The 20092-nt window shown below is 70.7% G+C and carries 17 protein-coding genes; 11 read left to right on the forward strand and 6 right to left on the reverse strand.

Going from position 1 to position 20092, the window contains the following annotated elements; translation table 11 throughout:
• The first annotated feature begins 24 nt into the window (after positions 1–24).
• Positions 25–741: an alpha/beta hydrolase gene (locus AB0B64_RS49955; RefSeq protein ID WP_358196082.1), complete on the forward strand. Its 717-nt coding sequence runs from the start codon at positions 25–27 to the stop codon at positions 739–741.
• A 104-nt stretch (positions 742–845) separates the two neighbouring features.
• On the opposite strand, the gene AB0B64_RS49960 is transcribed toward AB0B64_RS49955, so the two are convergent.
• On the reverse strand, positions 846–3716 hold the full coding sequence (locus AB0B64_RS49960; RefSeq protein ID WP_358196092.1) for a BTAD domain-containing putative transcriptional regulator: 2871 nt from the start codon (positions 3714–3716) through the stop codon (positions 846–848).
• A 158-nt stretch (positions 3717–3874) separates the two neighbouring features.
• Here AB0B64_RS49960 and AB0B64_RS49965 point away from each other — a divergent pair, with 158 nt between their 5' ends.
• The 3 genes from AB0B64_RS49965 (at position 3875) to AB0B64_RS49975 (ending at position 7119) form a co-directional block, all read left to right on the forward strand.
• A complete protein-coding gene (locus AB0B64_RS49965) occupies positions 3875–4327 on the forward strand; it encodes a carboxymuconolactone decarboxylase family protein (protein WP_357958631.1) in 453 nt (150 codons plus the stop codon).
• A gap of 257 nt (positions 4328–4584) precedes the next feature.
• Positions 4585–5889, forward strand: a complete 1305-nt coding sequence (locus tag AB0B64_RS49970) for an FAD-binding oxidoreductase (protein WP_358196104.1) — start codon at positions 4585–4587, stop codon at positions 5887–5889.
• 12 nt (positions 5890–5901) lie between these two features.
• Positions 5902–7119 carry an SGNH/GDSL hydrolase family protein gene (locus AB0B64_RS49975; RefSeq protein ID WP_358196109.1) on the forward strand — a complete coding sequence of 406 codons (1218 nt, stop codon included), beginning with the start codon at positions 5902–5904 and terminating at the stop codon, positions 7117–7119.
• Between the two features lie 37 nt (positions 7120–7156).
• Here the strand turns inward: AB0B64_RS49975 and AB0B64_RS49980 are convergent, their stop codons facing one another.
• A complete protein-coding gene (locus tag AB0B64_RS49980; protein WP_357958640.1) occupies positions 7157–7615 on the reverse strand; it encodes a rhodanese-like domain-containing protein in 459 nt (152 codons plus the stop codon).
• Positions 7616–7713: 98 nt separating this feature from the next.
• Between AB0B64_RS49980 and ftrA the strand changes: the two genes are divergently transcribed.
• A complete protein-coding gene (gene ftrA, locus AB0B64_RS49985; RefSeq protein WP_357958643.1) occupies positions 7714–8682 on the forward strand; it encodes a transcriptional regulator FtrA in 969 nt (322 codons plus the stop codon).
• A gap of 105 nt (positions 8683–8787) precedes the next feature.
• Here the strand turns inward: ftrA and AB0B64_RS49990 are convergent, their stop codons facing one another.
• From AB0B64_RS49990 to AB0B64_RS50000, 3 genes are read right to left on the reverse strand one after another with little or no spacing between them, the layout of a single operon-like run.
• Positions 8788–9717 carry a superoxide dismutase gene (locus AB0B64_RS49990; protein WP_358196130.1) on the reverse strand — a complete coding sequence of 310 codons (930 nt, stop codon included), beginning with the start codon at positions 9715–9717 and terminating at the stop codon, positions 8788–8790.
• Between the two features lie 12 nt (positions 9718–9729).
• Positions 9730–10614: an SDR family oxidoreductase gene (locus tag AB0B64_RS49995; protein ID WP_358196135.1), complete on the reverse strand. Its 885-nt coding sequence runs from the start codon at positions 10612–10614 to the stop codon at positions 9730–9732.
• 2 nt (positions 10615–10616) lie between these two features.
• Positions 10617–11900 carry an MFS transporter gene (locus AB0B64_RS50000; protein ID WP_358196141.1) on the reverse strand — a complete coding sequence of 428 codons (1284 nt, stop codon included), beginning with the start codon at positions 11898–11900 and terminating at the stop codon, positions 10617–10619.
• Between the two features lie 79 nt (positions 11901–11979).
• On the opposite strand from AB0B64_RS50000, the gene AB0B64_RS50005 reads away from it, so the two are divergent.
• From AB0B64_RS50005 to AB0B64_RS50015, 3 genes are all read left to right on the forward strand, one after another.
• On the forward strand, positions 11980–12879 hold the full coding sequence (locus tag AB0B64_RS50005; protein ID WP_357958655.1) for a LysR family transcriptional regulator: 900 nt from the start codon (positions 11980–11982) through the stop codon (positions 12877–12879).
• A 125-nt stretch (positions 12880–13004) separates the two neighbouring features.
• Complete coding sequence (locus tag AB0B64_RS50010; RefSeq protein ID WP_357958658.1) at positions 13005–13253, forward strand: hypothetical protein; 249 nt, start codon at positions 13005–13007, stop codon at positions 13251–13253.
• 257 nt (positions 13254–13510) lie between these two features.
• Positions 13511–15148 (forward strand): phospholipase A2, encoded by a 1638-nt coding sequence (locus AB0B64_RS50015; protein ID WP_358196151.1) that lies wholly within the window; start codon positions 13511–13513, stop codon positions 15146–15148.
• Between the two features lie 61 nt (positions 15149–15209).
• Here AB0B64_RS50015 and AB0B64_RS50020 read toward each other — a convergent pair whose 3' ends face one another.
• Positions 15210–15905, reverse strand: a complete 696-nt coding sequence (locus tag AB0B64_RS50020) for a CGNR zinc finger domain-containing protein (protein WP_358196157.1) — start codon at positions 15903–15905, stop codon at positions 15210–15212.
• A 67-nt stretch (positions 15906–15972) separates the two neighbouring features.
• Here AB0B64_RS50020 and AB0B64_RS50025 point away from each other — a divergent pair, with 67 nt between their 5' ends.
• From AB0B64_RS50025 to AB0B64_RS50035, 3 genes are all read left to right on the forward strand, one after another.
• Positions 15973–16362 carry a RidA family protein gene (locus AB0B64_RS50025; RefSeq protein ID WP_357958668.1) on the forward strand — a complete coding sequence of 130 codons (390 nt, stop codon included), beginning with the start codon at positions 15973–15975 and terminating at the stop codon, positions 16360–16362.
• Between the two features lie 119 nt (positions 16363–16481).
• Positions 16482–16817: a hypothetical protein gene (locus AB0B64_RS50030; protein WP_358196170.1), complete on the forward strand. Its 336-nt coding sequence runs from the start codon at positions 16482–16484 to the stop codon at positions 16815–16817.
• Between the two features lie 183 nt (positions 16818–17000).
• Positions 17001–19961 carry a glycosyl hydrolase gene (locus AB0B64_RS50035; RefSeq protein WP_358196178.1) on the forward strand — a complete coding sequence of 987 codons (2961 nt, stop codon included), beginning with the start codon at positions 17001–17003 and terminating at the stop codon, positions 19959–19961.
• The last annotated feature ends 131 nt before the right edge of the window (positions 19962–20092 follow it).

Genomic DNA, 20092 nt, shown 5'->3' on the forward strand with positions numbered 1-20092 from the left:
CATCCCGAAAGGCGTGAAACGCGCATGCGCTTCATCTCTCAGACGTCTACCGACGGCGTCACCGAACGACCCTTCACCCTTGGCGAGATCCCCGGCGTACTGTGGACGCCGGACGAAGCCGAGCCCCGTGCCCTGATTCTCATCGGACACGGCGGCGGACAGCACAAGCAGGCCCCTGGCGTGGTGGCCCGCGCCATCCGGCTGGCGGCCGAGTGCGGGTACGCGGCGGCGGCCATCGACGCCCCCGCCCACGGCGACCGGCCCAAGAGCGCCGAACACGAGCGGATCATCACCGAGATGCGCGCCCGCATGGCCGGCGCGGGCGACCCGCTCCCGCTGCTGGCCGAGCTCCACACTCTGCTGGCCGCCCAGACGGTCCCGGAATGGCGCACGGTCCTGGACGTGCTCGGGGATGTCGGCCCAGTGGGCTACTGGGGCATGTCGCTGGGCTGCGCTCTCGGCATTCCGCTGGTCGCCGCCGAGCCGCGCGTCCGCGCGGCGGTGCTGGGGCTGAGCGGGACGTCGGCGGCCTCGGCCGAGGCCGCCGCCGGGGTCGCGGTGCCCGTGCGGTTCCTGGTGCAGTGGGATGACGAGCGGGTTCCGCGCGAGGATGCCCTGGCGCTGTTCGACGCCCTGGCTTCGAGTGAGAAGACGCTGCACGCCAACCCCGGCAAGCACGGGGACGTGCCGACCTTCGAGGCCGACAGCGCGCTGCGTTTCTTCGCCCGCCATCTGTGCTGATACCGCCGTCGGCCGCGAGTCCGTCGTGGCGACCGTGGCCGGTCCGGCGGTAGGACATGTACCGTTCGCAAGCGTCGTCGTACCGGTGACCGCCAGCCCCCTGGTCACTTTCGGCGAGAGGTCTCCGGCGCGGAGAGGAGCTGGGCGATGGCCTCGCGGGCGCGATTCTCCTCGCTCCGGTTGCTCAGCTCCACGGCCAGATCGAGAGCCGCGCTGTGCAGGCGTACGGCCTGGCCGAGGTCTCCCATGGTCGCCGCGATCTCGGCCAGGCTGTTGAGTGCCTTGGCCTCGCCTCGCCGGTAGCCGAAGAGCCGATAAAGCTCCAGCGCCTGCTCGTGATGGTCGCGCGCCTCGGTGAGCCGGCCCAGCCGGGTGCAGGCCACCCCGAGGTTGTCCAGAGCGTCGGCCTCACCGCCTCGGCTGCCGATCTCCCGGGACAGCTCCAGCGCCTGACGATGCAGGTCGGCCGCCCGCGCGTACCGGCCCAGCCGCTCGTGGACGATGCCGAGGTAGTCCAGCGTCACGGCCTCCCCGAACCGGTCGCCGATGTCGCGGAACAGTTCAAGGGCACGCAGGTTCGCCTCCTTGGCCCGCTCGTGGTCGCCTTCGTCCGTACTCACCCTGGCCAAGCCGAGCAGCGCCCGCGCCTGACCTCGCCGGTCTTCAGCTGTACGGCAGGCGGCCAGCGCCCGGTCGAAGTGCTCACGGGCGACGTCATGGCGCCCCCGCACCTGATGCACCCAGCCGAGATCGGTCAGCGCCCGCCCTTCGTCGGCCGGATCCTCACGGCGCCGGGCGGCCCGCAGTGCCTTGCCGTACAGAGTGAGGGCGTCGTCGTGGTGGGCGTGGTCGTAAAGATAGCGGTACAGCGTGGTGGCCAGCAGGCTGGTGTGCGCCACGTCGCGATCGGCGGCCAGGACGAGGTTGGCTCGCTCGGCGTCCAGCCACACCAATGCCTGCGGCGCGTCATGGAGCGGGACCGGTGGGAGCGTGGCTCGTTCGATGCGCGGTCGCCGGTGGGCGCTGTCGGGGTAGAGCACCTCCATGGCGGCCGACGCCGTGGCCAGCTGGTGGCCGAGCAGCCGGGTCAGCGCCGCGTCCCTGGCCTGCGGCGGCTCCTGCTCGGCCACCAGGTCCGCGGCGTACCGGCGGAGCAAGTCGTGGAAGACGTACCGGCCGAAAACGCGCTGCTGAAGCATGTGCGCGTCCAGCAGGTCCTCCAGTACGTCCTCGGTACGCTCCATGGGGAGATCGGCGAGCGCGGCGGCAGCGTAGGGTTCGAAGTCGCGGCCGGGATGCAGTCCGAGCAGGCGGAAGAGCCGCTGCTGGTCAGCGGTGAGCTGGCGGTACGACAGGGTGAACGCAGCCGCCACGCCGCGTTCCGACCTGGCCAGTTCGGTGAGCCTGCGGCGCTCATCACGCAGGCGTTCGGCGAGATGGTCCACGCTCCAGCGAGGGCGGTGCCGCAGACGGGTGGCGGCGATGCGTACGGCCAACGGCAAGAACCCGCACAGCAGCAGAACCTCGGTGACCGCCTCGGGCTCGGCGGCCGCACGCTCGCCCACGATGCCGGTGAAGAGCGCCAAGGCGTCGGGCAGGGGCAGTACGTCCATGGACAGGGCCCGCGCGCCATCCAGGTCGGTGAGCCGCTGGCGGCTGGTGATGAGCACCAGGCTGTCCGAAGCGCCCGGCAGCAGGGGCCGGACCTGGGCGGCGTCGGCGGCGTTGTCCAGCACCAGCATTACTCGGTGGCCGGCCAGCTCGGCTCGCCACAGCGCGGCCCGCTCCGTCATGGACGCGGGGATGCGCTCGGTCGGCACGCCGAGCTGCCGCAACAGCACCTCCAGCGCTTCCCCGGGCTCAAGTGGCCGCTGGCCCGCTGTGTGAGCGTGCAGGTCGATGAAGAGCTGACCGTCGGGGTATCGCTCGGCGAGCCGATGCGCGGCATGGACGGCCAGCGCCGTCTTGCCGATGCCGGCCATGCCGTCGATCGCGGAGATCGTCACCGCCTGGCCGGCGGGCTGGCACAACTCCTCCACCTGGACGGAGCGGCCGGCGAAGTCGGCGATGTCGTAGGGCAGGAACGCCGCCTCGCGCCGGGCCGTGACGGCGGCGGGCAGCACGGCCTCCGCGGGCCTCGCCGTGGCGAGTAGGTCGGCCGCCGGGGGCCGGATCGTAGCGGCCGCAGACGGCTCACCGCGCAGGACGGTCTCCTCCACTGCCAGGAAGTCAGGGCCCGGATCCAGCCCCTGCTCATCGGCCAGTCTGCGGCGGTAGTCACGGCCGACGGCCAGCGCGTCCGTCTGGCGCCCGGCGCGGCGCAGGGCCAGCATCAGTTGCCCGGCCAGTCGTTCACGCAAGGGATGCGCGGTCAGCTCGGCGGCCAGCTGATCAATGAGCTCCTCGTGCCTTCCGGCGGCGAACTCGAGCTCCACCAGCCGCTCGATCGCGGCAAGCCGCCGATCCTCCAGCCGTGCCCTGGCGCTCTCGGCGAAATGGGCCTGGACATCGGCGAAGGCGGGCCCGCGCCACAGGGCGAGCGCTCCACGCAGCGTCCGTACGGCCGCAGCCGGCTCGAACCCCCGCTCGGACCCCGGCCCGGACCTCAGTTCGGACCTCGCCTCGGACTCCGCCTTGGCCACGAGCGTGGTGAACTCCTGTAGGTCGAGCTGTCCCGGCTCCGGAGTGATCACGTATCCGGCCGGCCGGGTCTCGACCAGGTGGCCCGTGTTCGCCGCGCGCAGCGTGCGCCGGATCGCCGTCAGCGCGGCGTGTACCTGTGCCCGGGCGGTGTCCGGCCGCGTCGGGCCCCACATCGCCTCGCTCAGCCGCTCGACGCTCAGCACCGTGCCGGAATGCAGCAACAGGTACGCCAGGAACGCACGGTGCCGCGGGGCGAGCGAAGGAAGCTCCAGGCCCTCGACCGACACCTCCACGGCACCCAGAACCACAAACCGTACATTCCAGCCGAGCATCGCAGGAGTCTATATCCGCGGCGGATCACCACATCGTCGATGCATCGCGGATGTATCAATCGCCCCCGTGATGCTGGTCGTACGGCGCGGCGGTCACATTTCCCCGCTCGCCTCAGTCATATGAGCGACAACGTTCAGAACTCTCCAGGAGACAGACCATGCAAGCACGCATGAAGAACCCCGCCATCGTCCTGCCCGGAGCCATGCAGGCGCTGATGAACCTCCAGAAGGCCACCGACCAGGCCGGGCTGCCCAAGGTCACGTCCGACCTGGTGCTGCTGCGGGCCAGCCAGATCAACGGGTGCAGCGTCTGCGTCGACATGCACGCCAAGGACCTGCGCAAGCAGGGCGAGAGCGACGAGCGGCTCTTCGCCGTGGCCGCCTGGCGCGAGGCCCCGTACTTCACCGACGCGGAACGCGCCGCGCTGGCACTGGCCGAGGCCGTCACCCGGCTCGCCGACGGCGGTCAGGTCGGCGACGACGTGTGGGACGAGGCCGCCGACCACTACTCCGAGACCGAGCTCGCCGCCTTGATCATGACGGTCTCCACCGTCAACCTGTGGAACAGGCTCAACGCGACCACCAGGCAGATCGCGGGCGCGGCATGGTAGCGGTCGCCCTCGTCACCGGCGCGAACAAGGGCATCGGCTTAGATGCTGCCACTGCTGCGCCGCTCGGCGGCGGGCCGCATCGTGAACGTCTCCAGCGAGCGCGGCTCGATCGGCCGCACCCTGGACCGGAGCCAAAGGCGCCGCACCGATCGTGGCCATGGCCCTGCTGGAAGCCGACGGCCCCACCGCCACCTTCGTCCAGCACGAAGGCCCTCTTCCCTCGTAGTCCCTGGTAATTCCTGAAGGAGATGACAGCTATGGATCTGCGTAATGCCGTCCGAGGGCGTGTACTGCTCCCCGGCGAGGACGGGTTCGACGAGGCGGCCCGGCCGTGGGCGGTGGGCGTGCACCAGCCGGTGGCCGCCGTGGTGACGGCCGAGAACGCCGCGGATGTGGCGGCGCTGGTGCGATACGCCCGCGAAGCCGGGCTGACGGTCACCGCCCAGCCGTCGGGCCATGGCGCCTCGGGCGATGTGCAGGGGGTGATCCTGCTGCGTACCGGCCGCCTGGACCGGGTGGAGGTCGACGCGGAGGCGCGTGTCGCCCGGGTCGGTGCCGGCGTGCGGTGGGGCCGGGTGCTGGCCGAGACCGGCAAGTACGGCCTCACCGGGCCGGCCGGCAGCAGCCCGGCGGTGACGGTCGCCGGGTTCGTCGCCGGCGGCGGGATCTCGTGGTTCGGCCGCAAGTACGGCTGGGCCGCCGACTCGGTACGCGCCTTCGAGATCGTCGACGCCGACGGCGAGCAGGTGCGGGTCACCGCCGAATCCGACAGCGAGCTGTTCTGGGCGCTGCGCGGTGGTGGCGGCGACTACGCGCTGATCACCTCGATCGAGCTGGCGCTGTACCCGGCGCCCAGCGTGTACGGCGGACGGATCGTCTGGCCAGCCGCCCGCACGGCCGCGGTGTTCGACGCCTTCCGCCAGGTCACCGCGGACGCGCCGCGCGAGCTGTCGGTGTGGGTCAACCGCGTGGCTCCGCCGCCGCCCGCCCCGCCGATGGTCACGGTGGACGTGACCTACCTCGGCGACGACGCCGAGGCCAAGGCGCTGCTCGCCGTCTTCGACGAGATCGGCGGCAGCCTCTCCGACAGCCGTGGCCTGATGGACCTCGCCGACCTGGGCACGATCGCCGCTGAGCCGATCGAGCCCAGCCCGATGCTGGCCCGTACCGAACTGCTGACCGGCCTGGACGAGGCGACGCTGGAGACGCTCGCCGGCGCCGACCTCGCGCCGCTGCTGAACCTGCAGGTCCGGCAGCTGGGCGGGGCGCTGGCCGAGGCCGATCCCGTCGGCGGCGCCGGTGGCGCGCTCGCCGAGCCGTACATGCTTTACCTGCTCGGCCTGCGGCTGCCCCACCTGGCCGATGCGGTGCGGGGCAAGCAGGCAGCCCTGGTCGAGGCGCTGGGGCAGGCGGTCAGCGGGCGCAAACCGTACACCTTCCTCGCGCCGGCGGAGAACGCCGCCCAAGCCTTCCCCGCCGACGCCCTGGCCCGGCTGCGCGAGATCAAGCGCGACCGCGATCCCTATGGCGTCTTCCGCGCCAACTTCCCTGTCCTGGACTGAAGGAGCACCCACGTGTGGAAAATCGCGACCGCGGCCGCCCTGATCGCCGCATTGACGGCGTTACCGGCACCCGCCGACGCGGAAACCGGCAGGTGGACAGCGGGATGGGCGAGCGCCGTCCAGCAGCCGTCGGCCGACGTCTGGTATCCCACCTGGGCGGAGAAAGGTTTCGCCGACCACTCCGTCCGCCAGGTGGTGCGGGTCACCGCCGGCGGTTCGCAGCTCCGGATCCGGCTGTCGAACCGCTACGGCGGCAGCCCGCTCCGGCTGACCGGCGCGAGCGTGGGCAAGGCCGGCACGGGCGCCGCCGTGCAGGCGGGCACCCTCCGGCCGCTGACCTTCGCGCACTCCGCCTCCGTGAACATCCCCGCCGGCGGGCAGGCCGCCGGCGATCCCGTCCGGCTCGCGGTCAAGCCGGGCGAGCGGCTGACCGTGACGCTCTACTTCCAGGGCGCCACCGGCCCGGCCACCTACCACAACCTCGCGCAGGCCACCTCCTACCGGGCCACCGGCGATCACCTCCGCGACCTCGGCGCGACCGCCTTCGCCGAGACCAACAGCTCCTGGTTCTACCTGTCCGGCGTGGACGTGTACGGCGACGCGGCAGCGGTGGCGACCTTCGGCGACTCCATCACCGACGGGTACGGCGCCACCCAGGACGCCGACGACCGCTACCCGGACGCGCTGGCCCACAGGCTGGCCGGACGACGGCCGGTGGTCAATCTCGGCATCGCCGGCAACCGCCTGCTCACCGACTCGGCGTGCCTGGGTGAGCGGGGACTGGCGCGCTTCCGCTGGGACGTGCTCGACCGGTCCCGCGTCAAGAGCGTGATCGTGCTGGAGGGCATCAACGACATCCTCCTGGGCCTGCAGGAACCCACGCCCTGCACCACGCCCGCGGTCAAGGTCGGTGCCGACGACCTGATCGGCGGCTACCGGCAGCTCATCCGCGCCGCCCACGCACACGGCGTGCGGATCATCGGCGGCACCCTCCTGCCCGCCAAGGGGTACGCGTACCTCACTGACGAGGCCGAGCGGATCCGCGACGCGGTCAACACGTGGATCCGGACCAGCGGCGCGTTCGACGCGGTCGTCGACTTCGAGCGCGCCGTCGCCGACCCCGCCGACCCCGACCGGATTCGGCCCGGCTTCGACAGCGGAGACCACCTCCACCCCAACCCGGCGGGCTACCAGGCGATGGCCGACGCCATCGACCTGCGCACCCTATGAAGCCGGGGTCCGCGGTCAGCGGCCGCATGTGACCAGGTCAGCAGCCGCATGCGTCGGCGTGGACGGGAGCCGTCAGCGGGTCGGCGGGCCGCCTCTCCACGCCGGAGACGGTCACGACGGGGAAGCCCTCGCGCGCCCAATACTCGAATCCGCCGATCATCTCCTTGACCCGATAGCCGAGCCTGGCGAACTGCAGCGCCGCGCGCGTCGCGCCGTTGCACCCGGGCCCCCAGCAGTACGTCACCACGGTCACGTCGCGGGAGACGATCGATGGCGCGCGTGCGGCGATCTCCGCCGTGGGCAGGTGCAGCGCGCCCTCGATGTGACCCTGACGCCAGCTCTCCACGCTGCGCGAGTCGACCACGACGATGCTCGCATCGCCCGCGCTGAGATCGGCGTGGACATCGGACACGTCCGTCTCGAACGCCAGACGGGCGGAGAAATGAGCGACGGCGGCGGCCACGTCGGCGGCCAGCGTGGCAAGAACTGCTGACATTTCGGGATTACCTCCAACTCGTTCCTGCCATGAATGGTGCAGCGCGCCCCCACCGCCTCACGAGTGGCATGAATGCCTAATGTCGCTAATATCCAGCCATGCTCTGGCGCTATGACAGCAACCGCACCGTCTCGGTCCTGGCCTACGACGGCATGAGCCCTTTCGAGCTGGGGTGCGTCGTCGAGGTCTTCGGGCTTCCCCGGCCGGAGCTGGACGTCCCGTGGTACGACCTCGCCGTCTGCGCCGAGCACGACGGCCCGCTGCGGGCGGTCGGCGGCTTCACCATCCAGGCCACGTACGGGCTGGAGGTGTTCGCCGAGGCACGGACGGTGATCGTCCCGGGTGTGCCGGACGTCCGCGCCGAGGTCTCCCCCGCGCTCATCGACGCGGTGCGACGGGCGCACGAGCGGGGCGCCCGCGTCGTGTCGATCTGCTCGGGGGCCTTCGTCCTCGCGGCGGCCGGCCTCCTGGACGGCCGGTCGGCCACCACGCACTGGAGGTACGCCGAGCTGCTCCAGGAGCGTTTTCCGCAGGTGAGAGTCGATCCCGGCGTGCTGTACGTGGACAACGGCGATGTTCTGACCAGCGCGGGCAGCGCGGCCGGCATCGACCTGCTGATCCACCTCGTCCGCCGGGACCATGGCCCGGGCGTGGCCAACGCGGTGGCCAGGAGGCTGGTCGTGCCGCCGCACCGGGAGGGCGGCCAGGCGCAGTTCATCGAGGCCGCCGTCACCCCCGTCGAGGACGACGACGCCGTGGCCAGGACGATGGAATGGGCGCTGGCCAATCTCTCCCGCCCGATCACGGTGGCGGTGCTGGCCCGTGTCGCCGGGATGTCGCAGCGCAGTTTCGTCCGGCACTTCAACCGCAGGACCGGGACCAGCCCGCTGCGCTGGGTGATCGCGCAGCGGATCGCGGCCAGCCTGCCGCTGCTGGAGTCGGCCACGGCGCCGGTCGAGGAGGTCGGGGCCGCCGTCGGCTTCGAAAGCCCGGTGACCTTCCGTCACCACTTCAGCCGCTCGATGCACACCTCCCCGTCCGCCTACCGGAAGGCATTCGGCCGCTGATCCGCCCGGCCCAGATCAGCTCTTGCCGGGGAGCCGCGCGACGGCACCCGCGGCTACAGCCGAGACGAACGTGGCGGCGAGGTCGCGCCGGCTCACGAGCGCCGCTCAGGGGCGGGGGATGGCGACGGCGGTGTACGGGGTGGTGGGGGTCGGGCTGGTGTCGAAGCGGGCATTGGGGAGGTGCAGCCGGGTCCCGAAGGCCGCCACGGTCGCCGGTACGTCGAACCGGCGATCACTCACCCGCCGCACGACGCGGCCGCTGGTGCCCGCCGCGTTCAGCCGCAGGACGGCCACGGCGTTGAGCCGGTTCTGCACCGCGTACAACGTCCGGCCGCGCAGCAACAGGCCATCGCCCTCCCGCAATGACTCGCCGTGCAGGTTGACCCGGCGGGTCTTGCCGGACCGGTCGACGCGGAACAGTCTGCCGGTGTTCGACTGCACAACGATCAGGCCGCGGCCGTCCGGAGTCGGGGTGATGCCGTTGGCGTTGAAGCCGTCGCCGTACACCAGGTCCCCGGTGAGCGGGATCCGCGCCGCGGCGGCGGGCAGCCGTCCGCCGCGCAGCGGCAGCTTGTAGAGCACCGGGTTGGTGGAGTCGGTGAACCACGCGGCGCCCTGGGTGAGGATGACGTCGTTGACGAACGCCGGGCCGGTTGCCAGCCGGTAGGAGGCCAGCACCCGGCCGGTGCGGGAGTCGATGACGCGTGCGTCGCCGCCCGTGCCGCCCGCCACGAACAACCGTCCGCGCGGGTCGGTCTTCATCCCGAGGGACGGTGTTCCGGACCCGCGGCTGATGATCGCGCCGCGTCCGGTGCGCAGGTCGGCGCGGTAGATGGAGCCGTCGGCCATGGAGCCGATGAAGGCGAACGGGCCGGGGCCGATGGCGATGCCCTCGGGCTGGAAGCCGTCGGGTAATGAGATGGAGGTCGGAGACGTCCCGGCCCGCCGGTCCGCTGTCGCTCCGGCGGACCCGCCCATGGTGATGGCCAGGACGAGTGCGGCGAGAATCGCGCGAAGGCCCCTGATTGATCGCATGGTCTGATGCCTTCAGTTGTCGACGGCCGGGGCGAACGCGGCGGCGTGGTCGCGGGCGAAGTCGGCGACGTCGCGCGGCGGGCGCCCGAGAAGGTCGGCGACCGTATCGGTGGTGAAGTCTCCCCAGCCGGATTCATACGCCCGCGCGTACTCCTCCAGCATGTCGACAGTCCACTGCGGAACGCCGTAGCCGAGCAGTGTCTTGCGCTTGGCGTCGTCGCTGACCGGCACGTGCGTGATGGACCTGCCGAGAGCGAGGCTCAAGTGGCCGGCGACCTCGTCGAACGTCAGCGAGCGCGGGCCGGTGAGGGTGTACGTCTGGCCGTGGTGGCGATCCGGGTCATCGAGGAGCACGCGGGCCGCGCACTCGGCGATGTCGCGTGCGTCGATCATGCCGATCCGCGCCGCGGCCATGTTCAGCGAGAACGTGCCGGTGGCGGCGAGGTCGCCCGCCTCGTTCAGCAGGTTCTGCATGAACCAGTGGGGACGCAGGATCGTCCAGCGCATGCCGCACCGTTCGGTCTCCCGGTCCGACAGCGCGTGCAGTCTGCCGCTGCGGTTCGGCGTGTCGTGTGCCGCGCCGACGACGGACAGGCGCACGACGCGCTCCACACCGGCCTGTCGGGCGGCCCACACGGCGTTCATGTTGTGCTCCGGAGCGCGCGGCCCGTTCGGGGTGAGCAGCCACACGTCCTGCACGCCCTCGAAGGCGGGCGGCAGCGACTGGGCGTCGTCGAGGTCACCGACGAAGACCTCGGCGCCCCGCTCGCGCGGGCCGGCCGCTTTGGACTCTTCGCGGACGAGAGCCCGGAGTCTCACATCGGCGCCTTCCAGCGCGTTGATCAGCGCGGTGGACACGGTTCCGGTGGCGCCGGTGATCAGTACGGTACGCGACATGCTCATTCTCCCTTGGTGGAGGTACGGACGAGGTTGCGGACGTCCTTCGGGGGCTTGCCTGTCGCCCGGGCAACGGTGACGCGCTCGAGAAGCCACAGCATGAGGGTCCCGGCCGAGAGAGTGGCGCCCAGGACGCACACGCCGGTCCAGCCGCTGTTCGCCCAGACCGCCGAGGCCAGCGCGGACCCCACCGCGCCGCCGACGAACAGGGAGGTCATGAAGGCGGAGTTGATCCGGTTGCGGGCCTCGGGCCGGAGCGCGTACAGGACGTTCTGGCTGCTGTTGAGCACCGCCTGATGGGCCAGATCCAGCACGATCACACCGACGAGCAGCAAGACCAGCGAGTGCGCCCCGGCCGCGAGCGCCGGCCAGGACGCCACCAGCAGGACCGTCCCGGCGCCGGAAACGATCTGTACGTACCCGCGGTCGGCCAGCCGCCCGGCCACCGTGGCGGTCAGCGCGCCCACGACACCGGCCAGCCCGAACAGGCCGATGGCCGACTCCGACCAGCCGTACGGCGAGCCCGCCAGCAGGAAGGTCAGCGCCGTCCACAGCACGCTGAACGAGGCGAGGCTCAAGGCGCCGATACCCGCCCGCCATCGCAGCAACGGCTCGTACCGGAACATCGCCGCCGTCGAGCGCAGCAGACCGACATAAGACTGGCGTCCGCCACCTCCGCCGTCCCGGCCATCGCCGCTGTCTCCGCCGAGCCGGGGCAGGAAGGCGCGCAGCAGCACGGCCATCAACGCCATCAGGATCGCGGTCACCCAGTAGACCGTCCGCCAGCCGCCCAGCTCCGACAATGCTCCGGACGCCGTACGTGCCAGCAACAGGCCGAGCATCAGCCCGGTCATCACCGTGCCGACCACCCGGCCACGCTCGGCCGGGGCCGCCAGCGTCGCCGCGAACGGCACCACGACCTGCGCTCCCACCGAGGTCAGCGCGGTGAGGGCCGTACTGACCAGGAGGACCATGCCGTTGGGGGCGGTGGCCGAGACCAGCAGGAACACCGCGGTCGCCCCGTAGAGCGACATGGCGAGCCGCCGCCGCTCCACCAGGTCGCCGAGCGGCACCAGCAGGACCAGCCCCAGTGCGTACCCGATCTGCGCGGCCGTCACCAACAGCGCCGCCCGCGATGACCCGATCCCCAGCTCCCGGCCGATCAGGTCGAGCAGCGGCTGCGCGAAGTAGTTGCCCGCGACGGCCAGCCCGGTCGCCACCGACATGAGCAGGAGCAGCCCGCGCGACAGGCCGCCGTCCGTGTTGTGAGGTCTCATCACCATCATGCCCCCACCTTGAGCGACAGGGGATCAATGAGTCCAACGCATGTTTGTCATCGGACCGATCGCGTATCACGATTGATCCATGGAACTGCAGCAGATGCGCTACGTCGTCGCGGTCGCGGAGACGAGCAACTTCACCCGCGCCGCCGAGCAGTGCCTGGTCGTCCAGTCCGCGCTGAGCCACCAGATCGCCCGCCTGGAACGTGAGCTGGGTGCCAAGCTGTTCGAGCGCACCAGCCGCCGGGTCCGGCTGACCCCCGCCGGCGCGGCGTTCCTGCCCGCGGCCCGCCAGGCTCTCGACGCCGCCGAACGCGCCCGCGCCGAGGTGGCGGCCGCCGCCGGCGAGATCCGCGGCCGGCTCGCCATCGGCGCCATCCCCACGGTCGCGGCGGTCGATCTGCCGGCCGCGCTGAAGGAGTTCCACCTGCGGCATCGGCAGGTACGGATCAGCCTCCGCTCGGGCGCGAGCGAGGATCTCATCGAAGGGGTGAGCCAGGGCACCCTGGACGTCGCCTTCCTGGGGCTTCCCCTGGGCGTGCGCCCCAAGGGAGTCCGCGGCCGCGAACTGGCGCGCGGCGACCTCGTCGCCCTGGTCGCGCCCGATCACCCGCTGGCGGACGAGCAGTGTGTGGACCTGCACCAGCTGTCGGACGAACCGTTCGTCGACTTCCCCGTGGGCACCGCCGCGCGGGCCCAGTCGGATGAGGCGTTCGCGGCGGCCGGGGTAAGGCGCGAGGTCGCCTTCGAGGTGACGACCGTGGACTTCATCGCCCGCCTGGTCCGGCAGGGCCTGGGCATCGGGATGCTGCCCGCCGCCTTCGTGGCCGAACTCCCCGATCTGCCCATCCTCCAGCTTCGCGACGCTCCCGCCCGCATGGAGCACCTCATCTGGAGCCGCTTCCAGCCCTCCCCCGTCGCCGCGGCGTTCCTGTCCGCCCTCGGCATCTCGGCGGCGGAATCCGCAAGCTCGCCGGATTCATGATTTATCCGGAATCCGCAGCGGTGGTTCCCGACGAATACGTCAAGAAAGCGCTCAACGCTTTCGGCGTCGCCTGCGCCGTCGAAGCAGTTGAGCGTTCCCCTTACCTGCTCTGATCGGGAGGATGTGTGAAGAAGAGGCTGCGGCAGCTCGCCCTCGCCTTCGTGGCGGTTCTGATCCTCGGGTTCGTCGCTCTGACGGTGGTGATCTTCGTACCTGAATCGCTGCCGTATGTGTTCATCGCCGTGGTGGCCATCCTTGTGGTGTGCGGCATCCTGTTCGAGATCTTCGTCCTGTCCGACCCGGAGCCCCTCGACCTACCGCCGCGATCGGCCCACGACGAGACGATGGAACGACGCCGCCGCGATCCCTGGTAACGCGACAGCACAATTGCCAATAACCAAAGTCAAGTCATTATTGTCGAAGCCGCCACAGTATCGCCATAAATTCGCTATAAACTCACCATACAGTCCGCCGACCTGCGCAAACGCATGAATGAATCACCTCCAAGCTATAGCTCCATGGGCGATTTGAACATCGTCCTGCGAAATAGTCAAGCTCTTGTCAAAGCGATTTATTAGCACTTATCCTCCAGGTGATCAAATCACTTTTTCTCTTTTCCTGGAGGCACCACTTGCGCCGATTAGCGCTCCCCGTCGCCGTCACGGCGATGCTCCTCCCCTTCCTCGCCCCCGAGGTCTCCGCCGCCACGGTCACCTCGAAGGCCTCCGTCGCGGTGCTCGCCGACCCGCCGCCTGCCGACGTGCAGGAGATCGGCCCCGGCCAGTACTCCGCCGACACCAAAACCTTCAAACTCACCGAGCTGGACGTGTCCGCGGGCGCGATCAGCCGTAAGCACGGTGTGGCGCTGGCCGGTGGCGATCTGGCACGGCCGCAGTCGGCCCCGTCCACCCGCCCTGAGCTGGGCGTCTTCGGGCCGAGCTGGCAGGCCGAGTTCGCCGGTGGGGAGATCAACCGGAAACTGGAGAACCAGAACGGCACCCTGGTCGTCACGGAACTCGACGAAGGGACCTCGACCAGCTACCCCCTGAAGAGCAGCGTCTCCACCCCTGACGGCGGCGGCATCCAGACGTACGAGGCCGCCGACGGATCCAAGATCACCGAAACCACCAAGTGGGACGCGGCCGTCGGCGCGATGCGCACCACGACGACCGAGACGTACGTGACGGATTTGGGTCCCCTGAACCCGGGCGCCGAGCCCATGACCTACCCCGACGGCACCCCCATCAGCGCCGCCGACCTCCAGCTCACCTACGTCTGGTCACGGCCGGCCGGGGCGCCGAGCGCCGACCCCTGGCGCGTGACCAGCGTCGGCACCGCCGCCCTCGGCAAGTCCACGATCACCTACGACGCCCAGGCCCGGGTCAGCACCGTCAAGGAACCGGCCCGTGGCGAGAACCCCGCGTCGGTCACCAAGTTCACCTACGCCACGGCCACCACGGCCGCCGGCACCTCCTTCGGCGACTTCGCGGGCCGGCTCAAGGAGGTCACCGTCGCGTACGGAACCCAGGCGCCGCAGACCGAGGCCAGCTACTCCTACGACCCGAACGGCCTGCTGCGCACCGTGACCGACCCCAGCGTCGGCGCCACCCAGGGGACCTACGCCTACGACCCGGTGGGACGCCTGTCGTCGATCGAGTCCGCCAGCAACGGCGGCTGGCAGCTGTCCTTCCCGGCGGGCGTCGCCGCTCCCCAGGTGACCGCCACCGACACCGACATGCCGACCAACGGCGGGACGACCGAGGGCGCGGCCGGACTCGACGACCCCAACGCCACCGAGCCGCCGGCCAGTGACTTCCTGCCGGACGGCGTGGACCCCCCGCAGTCCTACCCGAAGAAGTGCGACACGGCCAAGACCTGGATGTGGTACACGAAGTCGGGCTGCTCGGCCTGGGCATTCCATGGCGGCAAATGGCGGAAGCCGAGCTGGAAGCGGACCGCCAGCGGCTTCAAGGTCAGGGGCATCGACTACGACCACTGCACGAAGCCGGGAGCGGACCGCCCCGCCGGGTTCGACTTCCGACCGGCCTGTGACTCCCACGACTACGGGTACGGCCTGATGACCAACCAGAAGAAGCACTACAAGTACTACCTCGACCGCACTCTCAGGCGGAAGGCCGATGTGGACACCCGCTTCTACATCACCTTGAAGGACAAGGTGTGCGGGGGCTACTTCTTCCTGGTGCGGGGCGCCTGCAGGAAGATCGCGGCAGTCTACTACGCGGCTGTTCTCCTCTTCGGCATGCCCTGAGAACGGGCGTGCGCAAGCCGTAAAACCCGCTGAGTAACCTTCCACGGGCCGGATGGCGGCATCAGCCGCCATCCGGCTCCGTGGTGCGCCGGGCGCGGTGCGCCCGGAGCTTGTGGCGGTTGCCGCAGCGCTCCATCGCGCACCAGCGCCGGGCTCCGGGGCGGGAGGAGTCGACGAACACGAGCGGGCAGTCGTCGCTCGCGCACTCGCGGATGCGCTCGGAGAGCGGCCCGGACAGCAGCTCGATCATCTCCCGCGCCAGCGTCGACAGCGCTTGCGTCGCCCGCACGGGCGACACCCACCCCGCGGTCGCGCCTCCGGCGACCGGCGCGGAGACCGGCTCGTGGACCGGCTCGTGGACCGGCGCGGAGTCCAGCTCGTGGACCGGCTCGGGGATCAGCTCGGGGATCAGCTCGGGGATCAGCGGTGCTTCGGCCGCGGCCCGGTTGATGGTCGTGACCGCCTCGGCGGGGAGAGGGCGACGCGCGGCCTGGGCGTGCGCCGCGTCCCAGATCGCCTGGCGGAGGGCCTTGGCCGCGGCCAGCTCGCGGACCGTCACGGGGACCGTCATGACCGCGGCCAGTGGCGGCTCGGCCAGCCATTCGCCGAGGTCGGCAGGCTGGTGCAGGGTTTCGAACACCGCGTAACGGCCCTCGCCGCCCGTGTGGGCGAAGTCCAGGCAGACCGCGCCGGCGTCGAACCAGAACGACCCTCCCTTGGGGTCGTGCAGCATCCGGCCGGTTGTGCTCGCGCGCATGAAACCACTATAACTGGTGTCGTACGAAACCACTATTACTGGTGTCAGCGTCCGAGGAGAGCGACACATGAGCACACGGCACATCAACCCCGAGGGACTCCACCGCAGTCCGGCCTTCAGCCAGGCCGTCGTGGTCGAACAGCCGGCCAAGACGATCTACATCGGCGGGCAGAACGGCGTCGGCGCCGACGGCAAGGTCGTCGGTCCCACGGTCGGGGAGCAGGCCAGGCAGGTGTTCCGCAACCTCACGACCATCTTGGAGAGCGAGGGGGCGAGCCTGGCGAACATCGTGCACTGGCGCATCGCGGTGGTGGACGGCCACACCTTCGACGAGGGCGTTGCCGCCTTCCAGGAGGTGTGGAACCGGGCCGACCCACCGCCGGCCATCACAGTCCACGTCGTCGCCGGCCTGGGCCCCGGGTTCCTCGTCGAGATCGACGCCGTCGCCGTCGTGTGACCCCCACGGGCCGATGGCCGCCGTGACATCTGTGCGGAGGCGCTTCAGCGCCGCCGCCCCCTGACGCTCGGTGAGACCGCCGGGAAGGACGACGGGTTCCCGCCCGTCTCCACGGCTCGGTGCACCAGCACCTGGACATCGGGCGGGGAGAGGTCGACTGGGACACCTTCTTCGCGACCCTGAACCGGCTCGGGTTCGCGGGCGGTGACGACAACACCATGACCCCCGTGACCAGGAGGCTGTGGCGGCCCTCGTACGCCATGCTCGTCGTCACCTCGGCCTGGGCGACCTGCGGGCCGTACAGGATGACCCAGTCGTCGGTGTCGCGCTCGAACCCGGCCCGGACCGTCGCGGCGGCACCGCCCGTGATCAGCGGGAACGTCACCACCGCGCCGACCGTCAGGGCAGCGTGCCGTGGGCGCTCAGCCCGATCTGGCCGGCCGGCTTGCGCATGATCTCAAGCTTGCCGCGAAGCCGCGACGCTGTCGACCCGTTGTTCCCAGGTGTACGCGAGGGCTCACCAGTTTCCTCAGGACAATTTATTGTTTCCTCACGACATTGTTTTCTGCTGTCGCGCGCCTTAGTGTCGGTCCGGCGGGCACCCTCAGGGCCGCCCATTGACGTTCAGGGAGAAACGCGTGTCACTTGACGACCTCGCCCGCATGATCGCCGACCCGTCGATCGAGTTCCGGCCCGAGCTGCGCTGGTGGCTGGCGGAGGGGCTGCACACCGACGAGACGCTGGTCCGCGAGATAGACACCGCGCACCGGCTGGGTTTCGGCGGGATGGAGTTCCTCGCGATGGACGAGGGCGCCATCGACCACTCCCGCTACGGCTGGGGCGCGGAGGAATGGGTGCACGACTCCCAGGTGGTCGTCGAGGAGACCACTAAACGGAACATGTCGGTGAGCTTCACCTCCGGCACGAACTGGTCGAACGCGAACCTCCCCACGATCACCCCCGACGACCCGGCCGCGGCCCAGGAGCTCGACGTGGTGTTCGAGGACCTCGTCCCCTCGGGCTCCCGCAGCGGGGCGCTGCCGCGCGTCGACCTGGACGCCGAGCCGCCGACGCTGCACATTCCCGGCCACCGCGGCAAGATCACCGAGCAGCACCTGGTGGCCGTCGTGGCCGCCCGCCTGCTGGAGACCAGCGCGACGGGCGCGATCCTCGACCTCGACTCCGTCGTCGACCTCTCCGACCAGGTGCGGGACGAGGCGCTGGACTGGAGCGCGCCCGCCGACGGCGACTGGCGGCTCTTCGTCTTCTGGATGCACGGCACCGGGCAGACCGCCTCGCCCTCGGCGTCGGTCAACTACACCGTCAACTACCTGGACCGGGACGGAGTCGACGCGGTCATCGACTACTGGGACTCGGTCGTCCTCACGCCGGAGCTGCGCGAGCAGATCAGCCGCAACCCGCGCGCGCAGATGTACATGGACTCCCTCGAACTGTCCGTCTACGGCGCCGGTGGCATGTTCTGGGGGCGCACCGTCGCCCGGGAGTTCCGCGCCCGTCGCGGGTACGACCTCACCCGCTGGCTGCCCTTCCTGATCCGGTCCGCGCCCTTCATGGCTGTCAGCACGACCTACCACAACGACGTACGCGAGGAGCACCGCGTCACCGTCGAGAAGGTGCGCTTCGACTACGTGCGTACGCTCACCGACCTCTACATCGAGAACATGCTGCGCCCCTTCGCCGCGTTCCTGCACGACAACGGGATTTCGCTCCGCGCCGAGATCAGCTACGGACTGCCGTTCGAGCTCACGCGCCCGGGACCTGAGGTCGACGGCATCGAGACGGAGTCGCTGGAGTTCGCCGCGCAGATCGACGCCTATCGCTTGCTGGCCGGGCCGGCGCACCTGTTCGGCAAGCAGTACTCCTCCGAGACCGGCGCGACCACCCGCAACCACATGCTCGACCACCGCTTCTACGACCAGATCATCGCCACCCAGCTGGCGGCGGGGATCACCAAGACCGTGCTGCACGGCTGGGCGAGCACCGCGGGCGCGGAGGGCGTCACCCATTGGCCGGGACATGAGGGCATGTGGCCGATGTTCTCCGAGCGGTTCGACACGCGTCAGCCCGCGGCGGAGTTCTACCCGCTGTGGAACAACGCGATCGGCCGCTACCAGTGCGTCCTGCGGCAGGGCCGGCCGCGGATCGACGTGGGGATCCTCCGTACCGACCACTTCACCGACAACACCTCAGGGGTGGCCCTCCTCGACCAGGACGGTCGGCGGATCCCGGACGAGGACGCCTACGGGCGCATGTGGATGCGCGACCGGGACAACCACTGGTGGCGGGACCTGAGCATGCAGGACGCCGGGTGGACCTACGAGTTCTTCGACGGGTCACTGCTGCTGCGCGAGGAGGTGTCGTTCGCGGACGGGATCGCGCAACCGCACGGCCCGGGCTACCAGGCGCTCGTCGTCTATCAGGACACGCTCGACCCGGACGTGGCGGTCAAGCTCCTGGAGTGGGCGCGGCAGGGGCTGAAGCTGCTCATCGTCAACGGCGCCACCGAGCTCAAGTGGCTCACGGCCGGCCAGTACACCACCCACCCCCGAGCCGCCGCCCGCACCCCGGGACTCGACGGCCGCGACGAGGAGCTCGCCCAGACGATGGCGCGACTTCGCGCGCTGCCGACCGTCGCCGAGGTGAACGACCCGGCCGGCACCGTCGAGGCGCTGCGCGAGCTCGGCATCGCCGGACGCGCCGAGTTCACCGGCGAGAACCGCAGCCTGCTCAGCCACCTGCGCGAGGACGGCGACCTGCTGCACCTGTACCTGTACCACTTCCTGTACGAGACCGGCGAGCCGACCACGGCCGAGATCGCCCTGCCCGGCACCGGGACCGCGCACCGGATCGACCCCTGGACCGGCGACATCCACCCGCACCCCGGCATCCGGCACGAAGCGGGGCGGACGATCATCACCGTGAGCTTGGCGCCCGGGGAGACCGCGCTGTTCACGATCGACCGCTCGGCGCGGGAGCCGGCGGGCTCCGAGCCCGTCGAGCCGCGCCTCCTCCAGGAGATCGCGGAGTGGACGACCACGGTCGAGAGCTGGGACGCCGGCGAGCTCGAGGTGATCAGCGAGGACCGCGGACTCGGCTACGAGACCCGGGAGGTACGGCCCACCACCGCGATCACCCGCCTCGACGGCGGCCACGGCCCGCTCCGCCCGTGGAAGGACCTCCCCGAGGTAGGTCCCGAGGTCAGCGGCGTCGGAGCGTACGACGCGACGTTCACCCTGGAGGAGGCGCCTGTCTCGGGAGCCAGGTATGTGCTCGACCTCGGGTCGACGGCGGGCGGTCTCGGCTCCGTCCAGGTCAATGAGGGCCCGGTCAAGGGCTTCGACACCTCCCGCCCGACCGTGGATGTCACCTCCGACCTGCGGCCCGGGGAGAACGTGGTGACGGTCCGGGTGTCGAGCTCACTGAACAACCGGCTGCTCGCCCGCGGCTACTACGACTCGATTCCCGACATCGCCGCGCAGCTCGCCGGAGGCGCTGGGACGCAGCGGACCGAGGTACACGACCACGGCCTGCTCGGACCGGTGCGACTGCTGCTACTGCGCGAAGCGACGGCGAACTGAACCAGCCGGGAGGGCGGGCGGCGGGCTGGGTCGGGCGGGCGGGCGACCGGACGCGCGGGGCGCCTCGGCATCCGGTCGCCTGCCCGACCGACCGGCAGTAGGGTTCCGGGGATACAACGGGAGAGGGGAGG

Source organism: Nonomuraea sp. NPDC049129 (genome assembly GCF_040648495.1).
In the GTDB taxonomy this organism is placed as follows: Bacteria; Actinomycetota; Actinomycetes; order Streptosporangiales; family Streptosporangiaceae; genus Nonomuraea.

What these genes read in the sequence shown, in the direction of transcription:
- AB0B64_RS49965 (WP_357958631.1), top strand. Translation starts at nt 3,875, where the DNA reads ATGCAAGCACGCATGAAGAACCCCGCCATCGTCCTGCCCGGAGCCATG.
- AB0B64_RS49980 (WP_357958640.1), bottom strand. Translation starts at nt 7,615, where the DNA reads ATGTCAGCAGTTCTTGCCACGCTGGCCGCCGACGTGGCCGCCGCCGTC.
- AB0B64_RS50020 (WP_358196157.1), bottom strand. Translation starts at nt 15,905, where the DNA reads ATGCGCGCGAGCACAACCGGCCGGATGCTGCACGACCCCAAGGGAGGG.
- AB0B64_RS50025 (WP_357958668.1), top strand. Translation starts at nt 15,973, where the DNA reads ATGAGCACACGGCACATCAACCCCGAGGGACTCCACCGCAGTCCGGCC.
- AB0B64_RS50000 (WP_358196141.1), bottom strand. Translation starts at nt 11,900, where the DNA reads ATGATGGTGATGAGACCTCACAACACGGACGGCGGCCTGTCGCGCGGG.
- AB0B64_RS49970 (WP_358196104.1), top strand. Translation starts at nt 4,585, where the DNA reads ATGGATCTGCGTAATGCCGTCCGAGGGCGTGTACTGCTCCCCGGCGAG.
- AB0B64_RS49960 (WP_358196092.1), bottom strand. Translation starts at nt 3,716, where the DNA reads ATGCTCGGCTGGAATGTACGGTTTGTGGTTCTGGGTGCCGTGGAGGTG.
- AB0B64_RS49955 (WP_358196082.1), top strand. Translation starts at nt 25, where the DNA reads ATGCGCTTCATCTCTCAGACGTCTACCGACGGCGTCACCGAACGACCC.
- AB0B64_RS50005 (WP_357958655.1), top strand. Translation starts at nt 11,980, where the DNA reads ATGGAACTGCAGCAGATGCGCTACGTCGTCGCGGTCGCGGAGACGAGC.
- ftrA (WP_357958643.1), top strand. Translation starts at nt 7,714, where the DNA reads ATGCTCTGGCGCTATGACAGCAACCGCACCGTCTCGGTCCTGGCCTAC.
- AB0B64_RS49995 (WP_358196135.1), bottom strand. Translation starts at nt 10,614, where the DNA reads ATGTCGCGTACCGTACTGATCACCGGCGCCACCGGAACCGTGTCCACC.
- AB0B64_RS49990 (WP_358196130.1), bottom strand. Translation starts at nt 9,717, where the DNA reads ATGCGATCAATCAGGGGCCTTCGCGCGATTCTCGCCGCACTCGTCCTG.